At 60.1% G+C, this 18,226-nt stretch carries 14 protein-coding genes and 1 tRNA gene; 12 read left to right on the top strand and 3 right to left on the bottom strand.

The window, feature by feature from the left end; translation table 11 throughout:
* Positions 1-90: 90 nt before the first annotated feature.
* On the bottom strand, positions 91-1,518 hold the full coding sequence (gene arcD / locus ACMYUN_RS21405; RefSeq protein ID WP_039758145.1) for an arginine-ornithine antiporter: 1,428 nt from the start codon (positions 1,516-1,518) through the stop codon (positions 91-93).
* A 437-nt stretch (positions 1,519-1,955) separates the two neighbouring features.
* On the opposite strand from arcD (ACMYUN_RS21405), the gene arcD (ACMYUN_RS21400) reads away from it, so the two are divergent.
* The 12 genes from arcD (ACMYUN_RS21400) to ACMYUN_RS21345 all read left to right on the top strand — a co-directional run bounded on the left by arcD (ACMYUN_RS21400) (position 1,956) and on the right by ACMYUN_RS21345 (position 16,616).
* On the top strand, positions 1,956-3,383 hold the full coding sequence (arcD, locus tag ACMYUN_RS21400) for an arginine-ornithine antiporter (protein WP_129997500.1): 1,428 nt from the start codon (positions 1,956-1,958) through the stop codon (positions 3,381-3,383).
* Between the two features lie 34 nt (positions 3,384-3,417).
* The gene (gene arcA / locus ACMYUN_RS21395) at positions 3,418-4,674 is read left to right on the top strand and encodes an arginine deiminase (RefSeq protein ID WP_039758149.1); all 1,257 of its coding nucleotides are present in this window, start codon (positions 3,418-3,420) and stop codon (positions 4,672-4,674) included.
* Between the two features lie 69 nt (positions 4,675-4,743).
* Positions 4,744-5,754, top strand: coding sequence for an ornithine carbamoyltransferase (locus ACMYUN_RS21390; RefSeq protein ID WP_310409746.1), 1,011 nt, complete (start codon positions 4,744-4,746; stop codon positions 5,752-5,754).
* A gap of 160 nt (positions 5,755-5,914) precedes the next feature.
* Positions 5,915-6,844, top strand: coding sequence for a carbamate kinase (arcC, locus tag ACMYUN_RS21385; RefSeq protein ID WP_415761704.1), 930 nt, complete (start codon positions 5,915-5,917; stop codon positions 6,842-6,844).
* Between the two features lie 63 nt (positions 6,845-6,907).
* Positions 6,908-7,270 (top strand): DUF5064 family protein, encoded by a 363-nt coding sequence (locus ACMYUN_RS21380; RefSeq protein WP_203419229.1) that lies wholly within the window; start codon positions 6,908-6,910, stop codon positions 7,268-7,270.
* 207 nt (positions 7,271-7,477) lie between these two features.
* Positions 7,478-8,986 (top strand): sigma-54-dependent transcriptional regulator, encoded by a 1,509-nt coding sequence (locus tag ACMYUN_RS21375; RefSeq protein WP_415761703.1) that lies wholly within the window; start codon positions 7,478-7,480, stop codon positions 8,984-8,986.
* A 450-nt stretch (positions 8,987-9,436) separates the two neighbouring features.
* Positions 9,437-9,820 carry a glycine cleavage system protein GcvH gene (gene gcvH / locus ACMYUN_RS21370; RefSeq protein WP_039758162.1) on the top strand — a complete coding sequence of 128 codons (384 nt, stop codon included), beginning with the start codon at positions 9,437-9,439 and terminating at the stop codon, positions 9,818-9,820.
* Positions 9,821-9,831: 11 nt separating this feature from the next.
* Positions 9,832-12,684: an aminomethyl-transferring glycine dehydrogenase gene (gene gcvP / locus ACMYUN_RS21365; protein ID WP_415761702.1), complete on the top strand. Its 2,853-nt coding sequence runs from the start codon at positions 9,832-9,834 to the stop codon at positions 12,682-12,684.
* A 177-nt stretch (positions 12,685-12,861) separates the two neighbouring features.
* The gene (locus ACMYUN_RS21360) at positions 12,862-14,238 is read left to right on the top strand and encodes an L-serine ammonia-lyase (protein WP_415761701.1); all 1,377 of its coding nucleotides are present in this window, start codon (positions 12,862-12,864) and stop codon (positions 14,236-14,238) included.
* 51 nt (positions 14,239-14,289) lie between these two features.
* Positions 14,290-15,414: a glycine cleavage system aminomethyltransferase GcvT gene (gene gcvT / locus ACMYUN_RS21355; protein WP_415761700.1), complete on the top strand. Its 1,125-nt coding sequence runs from the start codon at positions 14,290-14,292 to the stop codon at positions 15,412-15,414.
* 403 nt (positions 15,415-15,817) lie between these two features.
* Positions 15,818-16,030 (top strand): cold-shock protein, encoded by a 213-nt coding sequence (locus ACMYUN_RS21350; protein ID WP_003227496.1) that lies wholly within the window; start codon positions 15,818-15,820, stop codon positions 16,028-16,030.
* A 97-nt stretch (positions 16,031-16,127) separates the two neighbouring features.
* Positions 16,128-16,616: an RDD family protein gene (locus ACMYUN_RS21345; RefSeq protein WP_415761699.1), complete on the top strand. Its 489-nt coding sequence runs from the start codon at positions 16,128-16,130 to the stop codon at positions 16,614-16,616.
* A gap of 176 nt (positions 16,617-16,792) precedes the next feature.
* On the opposite strand, the gene nadA is transcribed toward ACMYUN_RS21345, so the two are convergent.
* Together nadA and ACMYUN_RS21335 are read right to left on the bottom strand one after the other, a co-directional pair.
* Positions 16,793-17,851, bottom strand: coding sequence for a quinolinate synthase NadA (gene nadA, locus ACMYUN_RS21340; protein WP_016773509.1), 1,059 nt, complete (start codon positions 17,849-17,851; stop codon positions 16,793-16,795).
* Positions 17,852-18,123: 272 nt separating this feature from the next.
* Positions 18,124-18,199 (bottom strand) — tRNA-Lys (locus tag ACMYUN_RS21335).
* Positions 18,200-18,226: the final 27 nt, after the last annotated feature.

The following is an 18,226-nucleotide window of genomic DNA, read 5'->3' as shown; positions in this document are numbered from 1 at the left end:
CTCGCTCCCACAGGGTGCTGTGTCGTGCACAAAACCCATGTGGGAGCGAGCTTGCTCGCGAAGGGGCCTGACCTGCCAAAGCAAATCCGCCTACAAACTCAACACCCCGCTATACAACCCATAAGCCGCCAACCCCGCGCCAATCACCACGCAGGCAAAAATCCCCTTCTCCACCGTGGTAAACACCGGCTGCCCCTGTTCACGCTTGGCCTTGGCAAACAGAATCACCCCAGGGGCATACAACAGCGCCGACAGCAGCAGATATTTCACCCCACCGGCATACAACAGCCACACCGCGTAAACCAGTGCGATGCCGCCGATCAGCAGATCCTTGGTGCGCTCGGCCGAGGCGTGTTCGTAGGTTTCGCCGCGCCCGCTGAGCAGCACCGCGTAGGCCGCCGACCACAAATACGGCACCAGAATCATCGACGAGGCCAGGTAAATCAGGCTGGTATACGTGCCCGCCGAGAACAGCGTGATCAGCAGGAAAATCTGAATCATCGCGTTGGTCAACCACAGCGCATTGACCGGCACGTGATTGTTGTTTTCCTTCTTGAGGAACGCCGGCATGGTCTTGTCCTTGGCCGTGGCGAAGAGGATCTCCGCGCAGAGCAAGGCCCAGGACAACAATGCACCGAGCAGGGAAATCGCCAGCCCGACACTGATCAGCAACGCGCCCCATGGTCCGACGATGTGCTCCAGCACCGCCGCCAGGGAAGGGTTCTGCAGATTGGCCAGTTCCGGCTGGCTCATGATCCCCAGCGACAGCACGTTGACCAGCACCAGCAGCGCCAGCACGCCGAGAAAACCGATCACCGTGGCGCGGCCGACATCGCTGCGTTTCTCCGCGCGGGCGGAGTAGACGCTGGCGCCTTCGATGCCGATGAACACGAACACGGTGACCAGCATCATGTTGCGCACCTGATCCATCACCCCGCCGAAGTTGGGGTTGCTGCGGCCCCAGATGTCACGGGTAAAGATGTCAGCCTTGAACGCCACCGCAGCGATGACGATGAACATGATAAGCGGCACCACCTTGGCCACGGTGGTCAACTGGTTGATCAGCGCCGCCTCCTTGATTCCGCGCATCACCAGAAAATGCACCGCCCACAACAGCACCGAGGCGCAGCCGATGGCGATTGGCGTGTTGCCCTGGCCGAACACCGGAAAGAAATAGCCGAGTGTGCTGAACAGCAAGACGAAATAGCCGACGTTGCCCAGCCACGCACTGATCCAGTAACCCCAGGCCGATGAGAACCCCATGTAATCGCCAAACCCGGCCTTGGCGTACGCGTAGACGCCGGAGTCCAGCTCCGGTTTGCGGTTGGCCAGGGTCTGAAAGACGAAGGCCAGGGTCAGCATGCCGATCGCGGTGATGCCCCAACCGATCAGAATCGCCCCGGCATCGGCGCGTGCCGCCATGTTCTGCGGCAAAGAGAAAATCCCCCCGCCGATCATCGACCCCACTACCAGCGCGATCAACGCACCAAGGCGCAGCTTTTGCGTCGGTTGCGACATGCAGATCTCCTTGAAAAAGCCGCTGTTGTTTATTTGTAACAACAGCTGACTAAAAAGCTAAGAGTAGATGACGTTTATCAGGTAATGCCCGGCTGCGCACTCTTATATATAGCTGATAACGATAACGCGTAGCACGTTAAGTCAGTTTTGTGCGCTGATCCTGATAATTCAATTCTGTGCTGAAAACAGATGACGGACATTTGCCAAACGCGGAAAAGCAACTAGCGTCATAGTTCGAAAGCATTAATAGCTATTCCCAATTGCGTTAGCGAAACGGCTCTGGCACGGGCCTTTCAGACCGCAGATTTATGCCCGCAACGGGTGGATAAGTCATTCATTAACAATGGAATGTGACCATGCACTGATCTAAGTCAGCTGTTCGAACAGACAACAGTACTAGGCTGTGAGCTCTCCTTTCCTGCAATGGAGTCATGCAAATGTCTGAAGCGCCCGGAAAACTAAGACTCGGTGCACTGGTTGCACTGGTAGTCGGTTCAATGATTGGCGGCGGGATATTTTCGTTGCCTCAAAACATGGCCGCCAGCGCCGACGTCGGTGCCGTGCTGATCGGCTGGGCCATCACCGCGGTCGGCATGCTCACCCTCGCTTTCGTCTTTCAGACCCTCGCCAATCGCAAGCCTGACCTGGATGGCGGTGTCTACGCTTACGCCAAGGCCGGATTCGGCGACTACATGGGTTTCTCCTCGGCCTGGGGCTACTGGATCAGCGCCTGGCTGGGCAACGTCGGTTACTTCGTTCTGCTGTTCAGTACCCTCGGTTACTTCTTCCCGATCTTCGGCGAAGGCAATACGCCGGCGGCGGTGATCGGCGCATCGTTGTTGCTGTGGGGCGTGCATTTCCTCGTGCTGCGGGGGATCAAGGAAGCAGCGTTCATCAACCTGGTGACCACCGTCGCCAAGGTCGTGCCACTGCTGCTGTTCGTGCTGATCGCGATCTTCGCGTTCAGACTGGACATCTTCACCGCCGACATCTGGGGCGTGAAAAACCCCGACCTGGGCAGCGTGATGAATCAGGTGCGCAACATGATGCTGGTCACCGTCTGGGTGTTCATCGGCATCGAAGGCGCAAGCATCTTCTCCGCCCGCGCCGAGAAACGCTCGGACGTCGGCAAGGCCACCGTGATCGGCTTCATTACCGTGCTGCTGTTTCTGGTGCTGGTCAACGTGCTGTCGCTGGGCATCATGACCCAACCGGAACTGGCGAAACTGCAGAACCCGTCGATGGCCGCCGTGCTTGAACACGTGGTCGGGCACTGGGGCGCGGTGTTGATCAGCGTCGGCTTGATCATTTCGCTGCTCGGCGCCCTGCTGTCGTGGGTGCTGCTGTGTGCCGAGATCATGTTCGCCGCCGCCAAAGACCACACCATGCCGGAGTTTCTGCGCAAGGAAAACGCCAACCACGTGCCGGTCAACGCCCTGTGGCTGACCAACGCGATGGTGCAGATCTTCCTCATCATCACGCTGTTTTCGGCCAGCACTTATCTGTCACTGATCTACCTCGCCACCTCGATGATTCTGGTGCCGTACCTGTGGTCGGCGGCCTATGCCCTGCTGCTGGCGGTGCGCGGCGAGAGCTACGAAGGCTTTGCCGCCGAGCGGCGCAAGGATCTGATCATCGGCGGTATCGCCCTGATCTATGCGGTGTGGTTGTTGTATGCCGGCGGGGTCAAGTACCTGCTGCTGTCGGCCCTGCTCTATGCGCCCGGCGCGATCCTGTTCGCCAAGGCCAAGCTGGAACTCAAACAACCGGTTTTCACCAACGTCGAGAAGCTGATTTTCGCCGCAGTGGTCGTGGGCGCCGTGGTGGCGGCCTACGGTCTCTACGATGGCTTCCTGACGCTGTAACCCCTGATTGATTGTCATCTGGAGGAACACAGAAATGACCACGGAAAAAGTGAAGTACGGCGTCCACTCCGAAGCCGGGAAACTGCGTAAAGTCATGGTTTGCTCCCCAGGTCTGGCCCATCAGCGGCTGACCCCGAACAACTGCGATGAACTGCTGTTCGACGACGTGCTGTGGGTGGCGCAGGCCAAGCGCGATCACTTCGACTTCGTCACCAAGATGCGCGAACGCGGCATCGACGTGCTGGAAATGCACAATCTGCTGACCGACATCGTCGCCATCCCCGAAGCGCTGGACTGGATCCTCGAACGCAAGGTGACGGCCGACTCGGTGGGCCTGGGCCTGATCAGCGAAGTGAAATCCTGGCTGAAAAGCCTCGAGCCACGGCACATCGCCGAATTCCTGATCGGCGGCGTCTCGGCCGATGATCTGCCGGACAGCTTCGGTGGCAAGACCATCCAGATGTTCCGCGACTTCCTCGGCCACTCCAGCTTCATCCTGCCGCCGCTGCCCAACACCCAGTTCACCCGTGACACCACCTGCTGGATCTACGGTGGCGTAACGCTGAACCCGATGTACTGGCCGGCGCGCCGTCAGGAAACCCTGCTGACCACCGCCATCTACAAATTCCATCCGCAATTCACCAACGCCGACTTCGAGATCTGGTACGGCGACCCGGACAAGGATCACGGCAACTCCACCCTTGAGGGCGGCGACGTCATGCCGATCGGCAATGGCGTGGTGCTGATCGGCATGGGCGAGCGTTCATCGCGTCAGGCCATCGGCCAACTGGCGCTGAACCTGTTCAACAACAAAGCGGTGGAAAAAGTCATCGTCGCCGGCCTGCCCAAATCCCGCGCGGCAATGCACCTGGACACCGTGTTCAGCTTCTGCGACCGCGACCTGGTGACGATCTTCCCGGAAGTGGTCAACCAGATTGTTGCCTTCACCCTTCGCCCTGACGAAAGCAAACAGGGCGGCATCGACATCCGCCGGGAAGAAGGCAGCTTCCTCGACACCGTCGCTGCGGCGCTCAACCTGCCGAAACTTCGCGTGGTGGAAACCGGCGGCAACAGCTTCGCCGCCGAACGCGAGCAATGGGACGACGGCAATAACGTGGTGGCGATGGAACCGGGGGTGGTCATCGGCTACGACCGCAACACCTACACCAACACCCTGCTGCGCAAGGCTGGCGTGGAGGTCATCACCATCAGCGCCGGCGAACTCGGTCGCGGCCGTGGCGGCGGCCACTGCATGACCTGCCCGATCATCCGCGACCCGATCGATTACTAAACGACCGTCTCCCGGGCCGCACTTATCCCGTAGCGGCCGGGCCGATTACCGAATCCAAGGAGAATCATCATGGCGTTTAACATTCATAACCGTAACCTGCTCAGCCTTGAACACCACACCCCACGTGAGCTGCGTTACCTGCTCGACCTGTCCCGCGATCTGAAACGCGCGAAATACACCGGCACCGAGCAACAGCACCTGAAGGGCAACAACATCGCCCTGATTTTCGAGAAAACTTCGACCCGTACCCGTTGCGCGTTCGAAGTGGCGGCCTATGACCAGGGCGCCAACGTCACCTACATCGACCCGAACTCCTCGCAGATCGGCCACAAGGAAAGCATGAAGGACACCGCCCGCGTGCTGGGGCGCATGTACGACGCCATCGAGTACCGTGGCTTCAAACAGGAAATCGTCGAAGAGCTGGCGAAGTTTGCCGGCGTGCCGGTGTTCAACGGTTTGACCGATGAATATCACCCGACCCAGATGATCGCCGACGTGTTGACCATGCGTGAACACGCCGACAAGCCGATCCACGAAATCAGCTACGCCTACCTGGGCGATGCGCGCAACAACATGGGCAACTCGCTGCTACTGATCGGCGCCAAGCTCGGCATGGACGTGCGCATCTGCGCGCCGAAAGCCTTGTGGCCGCATGATGATCTGGTCGAGCGCTGCAAGAAATACGGCGAAGAAAGCGGTGCGCGCATCACCCTCACTGAAGACCCGAAAGCGGCGGTGAAAGGCGTCGACTTCATTCACACCGACGTCTGGGTATCGATGGGTGAACCGGTGGAAGCCTGGGCCGAGCGCATCCAGCAACTGCTGCCGTATCAGGTCAACGCCGACCTGATGAAAGCCACCGGCAACCCGCGCACCAAGTTCATGCACTGCCTGCCGGCGTTCCACAACAGCGACACCAAGGTCGGCAAACAGATCGCCGAGCAGTATCCGCACCTGAAAAACGGCATCGAAGTGACCGACGACGTGTTCGAGTCGCCGGCCTGCATCGCCTTCGAGCAAGCGGAAAACCGTATGCACACCATCAAGGCGATTCTGGTCTCGACCCTGGCTGATCTCTAACTGATCGACCCGGTCCCTGTGGGAGCTGGCTTGCCAGCGATGGCGGTGTGTCAGCCGACATAAACACTGACTGATACACCGTCATCGCGGGCAAGCCCGGCTCCCACAGGGATCGCATTCGTCCTGCACGAACTCACTGTTTTCTAGAAGGACATGCACCATGCGTATCGTCGTAGCCCTGGGCGGTAACGCCCTGCTCCGCCGTGGTGAGCCGATGACCGCTGACAACCAGCGCGCCAACATCCGCATCGCCACCGAGCAAATCGCCAAGATCCATCCCGGCAACCAACTGGTCATCGCCCACGGCAATGGCCCGCAAGTCGGTCTGCTGTCGCTGCAAGCGGCGGCCTACACCTCTGTCACCCCCTACCCGCTGGACGTGCTCGGCGCTGAAACCGAAGGCATGATCGGCTACATCATCGAACAAGAACTGGGCAACCTGCTCGACTTCGAAGTGCCGTTCGCCACCCTGCTCACCCAGGTCGAAGTCGACGCCAACGACCCGGCCTTCAAGAACCCGACCAAGCCGATCGGCCCGGTGTACGAGAAAGCCGAAGCGGAAAAACTCGCCGCCGAAAAAGGCTGGGCGATTGCAGCCGATGGCGACAAATTCCGCCGCGTCGTCGCCAGTCCACGGCCGAAACGCATCTTCGAAATCCGCCCGATCAAGTGGCTGCTGGACAAAGGCAGCATCGTCATCTGCGCCGGTGGCGGCGGCATCCCGACCATGTATGACGAGCAGCGCAACCTGAAGGGCATCGAGGCGGTGATCGACAAGGATCTGTGTTCTTCGCTGCTTGCCGAGCAACTTGAAGCCGACCTGCTGGTGATCGCCACCGATGTCAACGCGGCGTTCATCGACTACGGCAAGCCGACGCAGAAAGCCATCGCCGAAGCCCATCCGGACGAACTTGAGCGCCTCGGGTTCGCCGCCGGCTCGATGGGGCCGAAGGTGCAGGCAGCCTGCGAATTCGCGCGCCATACTGGCAAGGTTGCGGTGATCGGTTCGCTGGCCGATATCGAAGCCATCGTCCAGGGCACCGCCGGTACGCGGGTCTGCACGGCGAAGCCGGGGATCAGTTACCGATAACAATAAAACGCAGGGGCAGACTCAATGCCTGCCCCGCGCCCCTGCCTTGAAAGGAGTAGCTCAATGGCCCAATTCGAACCCGGTCATCTGCATATCGAGCGGCACGCGTTGACCGACGATGACGTCAATTACAACGTGCATCTGGACTATGAAGTGTTTACCGACCCGCAGAAAGGCAAAGGGATTCAGTTCACCCTGCACGGCAGCATGCAGGGCAAGGACGTGAAGGAGGTGTTTTTCCTGCCCAAGGAAGAGGCCTACAACTTCGCCCGTGATGTCACACGAATCGCAGAGAAATACGGCATCCCCAAGACCCACAGCCAGATCGGCTCGGTGCACAAGCATTACGACCTGATGTTTGAAGACATTCGACAGAAGTTGAATATGCATTCGGGGGATCCGGTCAATCCCGAGCATTTCGAATAATCCGAATCCACCACAACCTCCTGTGGGAGCGGGCTTGCTCGCGAAGGCGGTGTATCAGTAACGAAAATATCGACTGACACACCGCCTTGCGAGCAAGCCCGCTCCCACAGGGCATTATGTTGTGACGAAAGTCGCCGCAAATTTCATCATTAGCCCGCCCCAAGGCATACTTGCCCCCCTCCGCCCTGCAGATCACTGAACCGCCCCATGCGTATCCACGTCAGCTTCATCGACCGCGTCGGCATCACCCAGGAAGTCCTGGCTATCCTCGGTGGGCGCAATCTCAATCTGGATGCGGTGGAGATGATTCCGCCCAACGTTTACATCGACGCGCCGACCCTTAGCCCGCAAGTGCTCGAAGAACTCAAGGATGCGCTGTTTCGCGTGCTCGGCGTAATAGCGGTGACGGTCGTCGATATCCTCCCCGGCCAGCGCCGGCACTTGCAGCTCGATGCTCTGCTCGCGGCGATGACCGACCCGGTGCTGGCCCTCGACAGCGCCGGCAAGGTGCTGCTGGCCAACCCGGCGTTGATCGCGTTGTACGGTCGCGAACCGGCCGGCGAAAGCGTCTCGGCGCTGTTCAACGATCCCGGTCTGCTCGACACGCTGCTGGAAAACGGCTTTCGCCTGCCGCTGCGCGAGATCACCGTCAACGGCCAGACCCTGCTGCTCGACGCCACGCCGATCACCGACGCCGGCGCCCTGCTGACCCTGTATCAACCAAATCGCATCGGCGAACAACTCTCGGCACTGCACCACGACCATGCCGAAGGCTTCGACGCGCTGCTCGGCGAGTCTCCGGCGATCCGCACACTCAAGGCCCGCGCGCAACGGGTCGCCGCCCTTGATGCACCGTTGTTGATTCAAGGCGAAACCGGGACCGGTAAAGAACTCGTCGCCCGCGCTTGCCATGCCATCAGTGCACGGCACAGCGCTCCGTTTCTCGCCCTCAACTGCGCGGCGCTGCCGGAAAACCTCGCCGAGAGCGAACTGTTCGGCTACGCCCCCGGCGCTTTCACCGGCGCGGCGCGTGGCGGTAAACCGGGGCTGATGGAGCTGGCCAACCAGGGCACGGTATTTCTCGATGAAATCGGCGAGATGTCGCCGTACTTGCAGGCCAAACTCCTGCGTTTTCTCAATGACGGCAGCTTCCGCCGCGTCGGTGGTGATCGTGAAGTGAAGGTCAACGTGCGCATCCTCAGCGCGACCCACCGCGATCTGGAGAAAATGGTCAGCGAAGGCCTGTTCCGCGAAGACCTGTTCTATCGCCTGAACGTGCTCAACGTCGAAGTGCCGCCGCTGCGTGAACGCGGTCAGGACATTCTGCTGCTGGCGCGCTACTTCATGCAGCAGGCCTGCGCGCAGATCCAGCGCCCGGTCTGTCGTCTGGCGCCGGGGACTTATCCGGCGCTGCTCGGCAATCGCTGGCCGGGCAACGTGCGGCAATTGCAGAACGTGATTTTCCGCGCGGCGGCGATTTGCGAGAGCAGCCTGGTCGATATCGGCGACCTCGACATCGCCGGCACTTCAATGGCGCGCCAGGCCGACAGCGACGTCGACAGCCTCGAACAAGCGGTCGAATCGTTCGAGAGAGAACTGCTGGAAAAGCTCTACGTCAGCTACCCCTCAACCCGACAGTTGGCGAGCCGCTTGCAAACCTCGCACACAGCCATCGCCCATCGTCTGCGCAAATACGGCATTCCCAATAAACCCTGACTCACCGCGCATCCCTTTTGCAGGAAATTACCCATGTGGGAGCGAGCCTGCTCGCGAAAGCGGTCTATCAGCAAAGTGGCTGGCGCTTGACACAACGTCTTCGCGAGCAGGCTCGCTCCCACAGGATTTATGGCGGATTCGAAATCCGTCCAAAAACGACCTCCACCTGTACTGAAAGCGCTACAGCGGAACGATATCGATACACCCGCCTGTGACCAGCGCTGCGCAACGCTTTGATCCCGTTAAGCTTTTCTTCCCGCCCCAAGCTGTAGCGATTTCGCTACAGGCGCGACCTACCGACAACCACCTAAAAACTCCAAGCCATTGATTTATATAGATAAATCAACCTTGGCCGCATTCTTGCTACCCGCCTCCTCATCTATAAAGGGCTTCCCCGCCCCAAGCTTTCCACCGCGTCCGCCAGACGAGTCTGGCCCCTGAGGAGTTTCCATGAGCGAGTTGCGTTTTACTGAAGATCACGAATGGCTGCGCACCGAAGCCGACGGCAGTGTCACCGTCGGCATCACCGCATTCGCGCAGAACGCCCTGGGCGACGTGGTGTTCGTGCAACTGCCTGAGCTGCAGGCTTACGAAAAAGGCGCTGAAGCCGCCACCGTGGAATCGGTAAAAGCCGCCAGCGGCGTATACATGCCGCTCGATGGCGACGTGCTGGAAGTCAACCCGGCACTGCAAGACGCTCCTGAGCTGGTCAACGAAGATCCGCTGGGCGAAGGCTGGTTCTTCCGCTTTCAGCCAAGCGACGCCGCCGCTGTCGGCAAACTGCTCGATCAGGATGCTTACGACCGTCTGATCAAAGCCCAAGCCGAAGCCTGAGGAATTAAGCCATGACCGCCATCAATCTCGGCACCGCCAACGAATTCATCGCCCGTCACATCGGCCCGCGCGCCGGTGACGAGCAAGCCATGCTCAACAGCCTCGGCTTCGACTCGCTCGAAGCGCTGAGCGCCAGGGTCATCCCGGAAAGCATCAAGGGCACCAGCGTGCTGGGCATGGACGACGGCCTCAGCGAAGCCGACACTCTGGCGATGATCAAATCCATCGCCGGCAAGAATCAGTTGTTCAAGACCTACATCGGCCAGGGCTACTACAACTGCCACACGCCGTCGCCGATCCTGCGCAACCTGCTGGAAAACCCGGCCTGGTACACCGCTTACACCCCGTACCAGCCAGAAATTTCCCAGGGCCGTCTCGAAGCGCTACTGAACTTCCAGACCATGATCAGCGACCTCACCGGCCTGCCGATCGCCAACGCCTCCTTGCTCGACGAAGCCACCGCCGCTGCCGAAGCCATGACCTTCTGCAAGCGCCTGAGCAAGAACAAGGGCAGCCACCAGTTCTTCGCCTCGATCCACAGCCACCCGCAAACCCTCGACGTGCTGCGCACCCGTGCCGAGCCGCTCGGTATTGACGTGGTCGTGGGCGATGAGCGCGAACTGACTGACGTCACGCCGTTCTTCGGCGCGCTGCTGCAATACCCGGCGAGCAACGGTGATGTGTTCGACTACCGCGAGCTGACCGAGCGCTTCCACGCCGCCAATGCTCTGGTGGCGGTGGCCGCTGATCTGCTGGCCCTGACGCTGCTGACCGCTCCGGGCGAGTTCGGCGCTGACGTCGCCATCGGTTCGGCACAACGCTTCGGCGTGCCGCTGGGTTTCGGTGGCCCGCACGCTGCTTACTTCTCCACCAAAGATGCGTTCAAGCGCGACATGCCGGGTCGTCTGGTCGGTGTCTCGGTTGACCGTTTCGGCAAGCCGGCCCTGCGTCTGGCGATGCAGACCCGCGAGCAACACATCCGCCGCGAGAAGGCCACGTCGAACATCTGCACCGCCCAAGTGCTGCTGGCCAACATCGCCAGCATGTACGCCGTTTATCACGGCCCGAAAGGCCTGACCCAGATCGCCAACCGCGTGCATCACCTGACCGCGATCCTGGCCAAGGGCCTGACCGCGCTGGGCGCGCAAGTCGAGCAAACCAGTTTCTTCGACACCCTGACCGTCGCCACCGGCGCACACACTGCCGCGCTACACGATAAGGCGCACGCCCAGCAGATCAACCTGCGCGTGATCGACGCCGGACGTCTGGGCCTGTCGGTCGACGAAACCACCACTCGGGCTGATATCGAAACCCTGTGGGGCCTGTTCGCCGACGGCAAGACCCTGCCGGATTTCGCTGCGCTGGCCGCCTCGGTGCAGAGCACCATCCCTGCTGCGCTGCTGCGTCAGTCGCCGATCCTCAGCCACCCGGTGTTCAACCGTTATCACTCGGAAACCGAGCTGATGCGCTACCTGCGCAAACTGGCGGACAAGGACCTGGCGCTGGATCGCACCATGATCCCGCTGGGCTCGTGCACCATGAAACTCAACGCCGCCAGCGAAATGATCCCGGTGACCTGGGCCGAATTCGGTGCCCTGCACCCGTTCGCCCCGGCCGCACAAAGCGCCGGTTACCAGCAACTGACCGATGAGCTGGAAGCAATGCTCTGCGCCGCCACCGGTTACGACGCGATCTCGCTGCAACCGAACGCCGGTTCGCAAGGTGAATACGCAGGTCTCCTGGCGATCCGCGCCTACCACCAGAGCCGTGGCGACGAGCGCCGCGACATCTGCCTGATCCCGTCGTCGGCCCACGGCACCAACCCGGCCACGGCACAAATGGCCGGCATGCGCGTCGTCGTAACGGCGTGCGATGCCCGTGGCAACGTCGACATTGAAGATCTGCGCGCCAAAGCCATCGAGCACCGCGAACACCTCGCGGCGCTGATGATCACCTATCCGTCGACCCACGGTGTGTTCGAAGAAGGCATCCGCGAAATCTGCGCGATCATTCACGACAACGGCGGCCAGGTGTATATCGACGGCGCCAACATGAATGCGATGGTCGGCCTCTGCGCACCGGGCAAGTTCGGCGGCGACGTCTCGCACCTGAACCTGCACAAAACCTTCTGCATCCCGCACGGCGGTGGCGGCCCGGGCGTCGGCCCGATTGGCGTCAAATCGCACCTGACCCCGTTCCTGCCGGGCCATGGCCAGATGGAACGCAAGGAAGGCGCGGTCTGCGCGGCACCGTTCGGCAGCGCGAGCATTCTGCCGATCACCTGGATGTACATCCGCATGATGGGTGGCGCCGGTCTGAAGCGCGCTTCGCAACTGGCGATCCTCAATGCCAACTACATCGCCCGTCGTCTCGAAGAGCACTACCCAGTGCTGTATTCGGGCAGCAATGGTCTGGTGGCGCACGAATGCATCCTCGACCTGCGTCCGCTGAAAGACAGCAGCGGCATCAGCGTCGATGACGTCGCCAAACGCCTGATCGACTTCGGCTTCCACGCGCCGACCATGTCGTTCCCGGTCGCTGGCACGTTGATGATCGAGCCGACCGAAAGCGAATCCAAGGAAGAGCTGGACCGCTTCTGCGACGCGATGATCCGCATCCGCGAAGAAATCCGCGCAGTGGAAAACGGCACCCTAGACAAGGAAGACAACCCACTGAAAAACGCCCCGCACACCGCAGCGGAACTGGTTGGCGAATGGACCCACCCGTACAGCCGCGAGCAGGCCGTGTACCCGGTCGCGTCGCTGATCGAAGGCAAATACTGGCCGCCGGTCGGACGCGTCGACAACGTCTTCGGCGATCGCAACCTGGTGTGCGCCTGCCCGTCGATCGAAAGCTACGCTTAAGAGCGGCAGCTGCAAGTTTCTAGCTGCAAGCTGCAAGTAAGGGCTGATCTGCTTTTAACTTGCGGCTTGTGTCTTGCTGCATGCACTGAGGCCTTATAGAAGCCGCAAGGAAAAACCCGATCCGCTTTTACTTGCAGCTTGCAGCTTGAAGCTAGCAACTGCTCCGCAGGAGCCCCCATGTCGTTAAGCGTGTTCGACCTGTTCAAGATTGGCATCGGCCCCTCCAGCTCCCACACCGTCGGCCCGATGCGGGCGGCGGCGCGGTTCGTCGAAGGTTTGCGCCGTGAAAACCTGCTGACCGCCACTGCCGGCGTGCGCGTCGAGCTGTACGGTTCGCTCGGCGCCACCGGCAAGGGACATGGCAGCGACAAGGCCGTGTTGCTCGGCCTCGAAGGCGAGCACCCGGACACCGTCGACACTGAAACTGTCGCGGCGCGCCTGCAGGAGATTCGCGGCAACGGCCGACTGAATTTGCTGGGCGAGCACAGCATCGCCTTCAACGAGAAAGAGCATCTGGCCATGATTCGCAAACCGTTGGCCTACCACCCCAACGGCATGATCTTTCGCGCCTTCGATGCGGCGGGGCTGCAGGTTCGCAGCCGTGAGTACTACTCGGTGGGCGGTGGTTTTGTCGTCGATGAGGATGCGGCCGGTGCCGACCGCATCGTCGAAGATGCCACGCCACTGACCTTCCCGTTCAAAAGTGCCAAGGACTTGCTTGGCCATTGCAGCACCTACGGTTTGTCGATCAGCCAGGTGATGCTGACCAACGAAAGCGCCTGGCGCCCGGAAGCAGAGACTCGCGCCGGGCTGCTGAAGATCTGGCAGGTCATGCAGGATTGCGTCGCCGCAGGATGCCGCAACGAAGGTATTTTGCCCGGTGGCCTGAAAGTGAAACGTCGGGCCGCAGCGCTGCATCGGCAGCTGTGTAAAAACCCGGAATCAGCATTGCGTGACCCGCTGTCCGTGCTCGACTGGGTCAACCTTTATGCACTGGCGGTCAACGAAGAAAACGCCAACGGCGGGCGCGTGGTTACTGCGCCCACCAATGGCGCGGCGGGCATCATTCCGGCGGTGCTGCATTACTACATGCGTTTTATCCCCGGGGCGAATGACGACGGCGTCGTGCGCTTTCTGCTGACCGCTGCCGCAATCGGCATTCTCTACAAGGAAAACGCTTCGATCTCCGGCGCCGAAGTCGGTTGTCAGGGTGAAGTCGGCGTGGCCTGTTCGATGGCGGCCGGCGCCTTGTGCGAAGTGCTTGGCGGCAGCGTGCAGCAAGTCGAGAACGCTGCGGAAATCGGCATGGAACATAACCTCGGCCTGACCTGCGACCCGATTGGCGGCCTGGTGCAGGTGCCGTGCATCGAGCGCAACGCGATGGGCTCGGTGAAAGCGATCAACGCGGTGCGCATGGCCATGCGTGGCGACGGTCAGCATTTCGTCTCCCTCGACAAAGTCATCCGCACCATGCGCCAGACCGGCGCCGACATGAAAAGCAAATACAAGGAAACCGCTCGCGGCGGTTTGGCGGTCAACATTATCGAATGCTAATTAGCCCCCTCTCCCTGCGGGAGAGGATTGGTATGAATCAAGGAGTCCCGCATGACCACCGAACAACTCTCGAAAACCCCGCTGCACGCACTGCACCTCGAACTCGGCGCACGCATGGTGCCGTTCGCCGGCTACGACATGCCCGTGCAATACCCGCTCGGCGTGATGAAAGAACACCAGCACACCCGCGAACAGGCGGGGCTGTTCGACGTCTCCCACATGGGCCAGATTCGCCTGACCGGTGCCAATGCGGCCAAAGCCCTGGAAGCCCTGGTGCCGGTGGACATCATCGACCTGCCGGTGGGCATGCAGCGTTATGCGATGTTCACCAACGAAAGCGGCGGCATCCTCGATGACCTGATGGTCGCCAATCTGGGCAATGACGAGCTGTTCCTGGTGGTCAACGCCGCGTGCAAGGATCAGGATCTCGCGCATCTGCAAAAACACATCGGCGATCAGTGCACCATTACGGCGCTGTTCGAAGAGCGCGCCCTGCTCGCCCTGCAAGGTCCGGCAGCCGTCACCGTGCTGGCGCGTCTTGCGCCGGACGTGGCGAAGATGACTTTCATGCAGTTCAACCGTGTGTCGTTGCTGGGCGTGGACTGCTTTGTCAGCCGTTCGGGCTACACCGGTGAAGACGGTTTCGAAATCTCCGTCCCGGCCGCCGAAGCGGAAAAACTCGCCCGCGCCCTGCTCGCCCAACCAGAGGTCCAGGCCATTGGCCTCGGCGCCCGTGATTCGCTGCGTCTGGAAGCCGGCCTGTGCCTGTACGGCCATGACATGAACACCGAGACCACACCAATTGAAGCCAGCCTGCTCTGGGCGATCTCCAAGCCACGCCGCGCTGACGGCGCGCGGGCCGGCGGTTTCCCGGGCGCAGAGCCGATCTTCGCGCAGCAACAAAAAGGTGTCGCACGCAAACGCGTCGGCCTGCTGCCCCAGGAACGCACCCCCGTGCGTGAAGGCGCAGAAATCGTCAACGAGACCGGCGAGATCATCGGTAGCGTCTGCAGCGGTGGCTTCGGTCCGACCTTGGGAGGACCATTGGCGATGGGTTACCTCGACAGCGCCTACGTTGCTCTCGACACTCCGGTGTGGGCCATCGTCCGTGGGAAAAAGGTGCAAATGCTTGTAAGCAAAATGCCATTTGTTCCACAACGCTACTATCGCGGCTGATCGACTGTTTCTATAAGTAACGCGATTGCGTTATACGTGCACTAATGTGTAACGCAATCGCCATAAAACAGTGCGTTTTTTAACATTCGTTTCGAATATGAACGTTGCTTATAACGTTTGCGGAAAATAGAGCCGGACAATCGTCTAAGACACAACTAGTTAACTGACGAACTGCCATGAAGGGCAGTAAAACCGGGGCCTTCGCAGGGCTTGTTTTTTCTCCCGTAGTTGGCGTAGAGTTTGTCCACTGTGTTTGCATGGGTCAGCTTGGAATCGTGACCTGGGCAGTAGCCTACAAGTTAGCTACATCCCGCTCGACGTCTTCTTACTCCTTGCAACCAGCTCCAGTACTCTTTCATGTGAAAGGGGCTGTCATCAATTTATGCGTCAAAGGAAATAAGAAATGTCCACACGTCAGAGCGGTACCGTCAAGTGGTTTAACGACGAGAAAGGTTTTGGTTTTATCACTCCAGAAAGCGGTCCGGATCTGTTCGTACATTTCCGCGCCATTCAGGGTAACGGCTTCAAAAGCCTGAAAGAAGGCCAGAAAGTGACTTTCGTTGCTGTGCAAGGCCAGAAAGGCATGCAGGCTGACGAAGTACAAGCAGAAGCCTGATCTGCTGATACGAAAAAGCCCCTGATATTGATATCAGGGGCTTTTTTGTGCGCGCTAATCCGTAAACTGGCGCTTCCATTCACGCCTAGAGGCTGCCATGCCGAAACACCTGCTCACGCCGCAAGGGGACTTTCCTCCCGCTGCTCTTGGTCGTCGTCTGGCGGCGATGTTCTACGACTTCCTGCTGTGTACTGCCCTGCTGATCGTCACTGGATTTATTTACAAGTTGATTCAGGCCGCGATCATTGGCGAACAACGTCTGCGGGCGATGACCGATGCCGGCCAGCTCGATGGCGATCCGCTCTATTCCACGGTGCTGCTGCTGGTGTTGTTCGGCTTCTTCGCCAAGTTCTGGACCCACGGTGGGCAGACGCTCGGTATGCAGGTGTGGGGCATTCGCGTGCAGAACAACGACGGCACGGCCATCAGCCTGTGGCAGGCGCTGCTGCGCTTTATGGTGTCGATCGCGTCGTGGTTGTGTATCGGACTGGGGTTCTTCTGGTCGCTGTTCGACAAGCAGAAACGCACCTGGCATGACATCTACTCGGATACCCGCGTGGTGCGGATCCCGAAGAAGAGCAAATAATTCCATACTCAAGAGCCGGCCTGTGGTGAGGGGATTTATCCCCGTCCGGCTGCGTAGCAGTCGTAAAGAAGCACACGCGGTATCCCTGATATGCCGCGGTGTTTGATTTAGGGCGGCTTCGCCACCCAACGGGGATAAATCCCCTCACCACAGGGCTCACTTCTACAAGGGAGTACTCAGGCGTTACCGGCCAACTTCATCCGCGCTGCCTGGGTGAAGTCCAGCATGCGCTTCAACGGACGAATCGCCTGGGGAATCAGCGCCGGATCGACAAAGATCTCGTTGGTGCCTTCCTTCAAGCTCTTGAGGGTGCGCTCAAGGGTGTTCATGGCCATCCACGGGCAATGCGCGCAACTGCGGCAAGCCGCGCCGTTACCGGCAGTAGGCGCTTCGATGAAGACCTTGTCCGGGCACAGCTGCTGCATCTTGTAGAAGATGCCACGGTCGGTGGCGACGATCAGGGTCTTGTTCGGCAGGCTTTGCGCGGCGGCGATCAACTGACTGGTGGAACCGACGGCGTCCGCCAGCTCGATCACCGAAGTCGGCGACTCGGGATGCACCAGAATCGCCGCGTCCGGGTACAACGCTTTCATGTCTTCGAGCTGCTTGGACTTGAACTCTTCATGAACGATGCAGGCACCGTCCCAAAGCAGCATGTCGGCACCGGTCTTGCGCTGAATGTAAGTGCCCAGGTGCTTGTCCGGACCCCAGATGATCGTCTCGCCGTTATCCATCAGGCTTTCGACAATTTCCAGTGCACAGCTCGATGTCACCACCCAGTCAGCCCGAGCCTTAACGGCGGCGGAGGTGTTGGCGTAAACCACCACGGTGCGTTCCGGATGCTGATCGCAGAACGCCGAGAACTCGTCGACCGGGCAACCCAGGTCCAGCGAGCAGGTCGCCTCCAGGGTTGGCATCAGCACGCGTTTTTCCGGGTTGAGAATTTTTGCCGTCTCGCCCATGAATTTCACGCCGGCGACCACCACGGTCTTGGCCGGGTGAGCATTGCCGAAGCGGGCCATTTCCAGGGAGTCGGAAACACAGCCGCCGGTTTCTTCGGCCAGGGCCTGAATCACCGGATCGCAATAGAAGTGAGCCACGAGCACCGCGTCCTGAGCCTTGAGCTCGGCAGCGATGGCGGAACGGTAATAAGCCTCCTCCTCTGCCGTCAGCGGTTTAGGCTGCTTGGCGTCGAGGTGGGCTTGAACCAGAAGGCGTTCGGAAATCTGCGTCATGTTCGCAAGACCTGCAGGCGCATTCGCGCGAAAGTCGAGTATACACCCGGCTCCGGACCGCTAGAGGGTACCGCCGGGAGAGTGAGTATCATCAGGCACGGGACAGCGTTGAAGCTGCGCAAGGCTACAGAATATCCCGTTGATACAAAAGATGATTCTGACCTGTGTCAGGTGTGGCCGCGCTGAAAAATCGAACGCCCGAATCGCAGGCAAAAAAAAACCCGGAAATCCTCACTTTCGTGGGCCTTCCGGATTTTCTAAACCGCCAAATATGGTGGGTCGTGTGGGATTCGAACCTACGACCAATTGGTTAAAAGCCAACTGCTCTACCAACTGAGCTAACGACCCGCTGTGTGGTGGCGCGTATAATACTGA

This window comes from Pseudomonas sp. CP4, assembly GCF_047758505.1.
Lineage (GTDB): Bacteria > Pseudomonadota > Gammaproteobacteria > Pseudomonadales > Pseudomonadaceae > Aquipseudomonas > Aquipseudomonas fluorescens_AO.
This window is presented reverse-complemented; position numbering and strand designations above follow the sequence as displayed.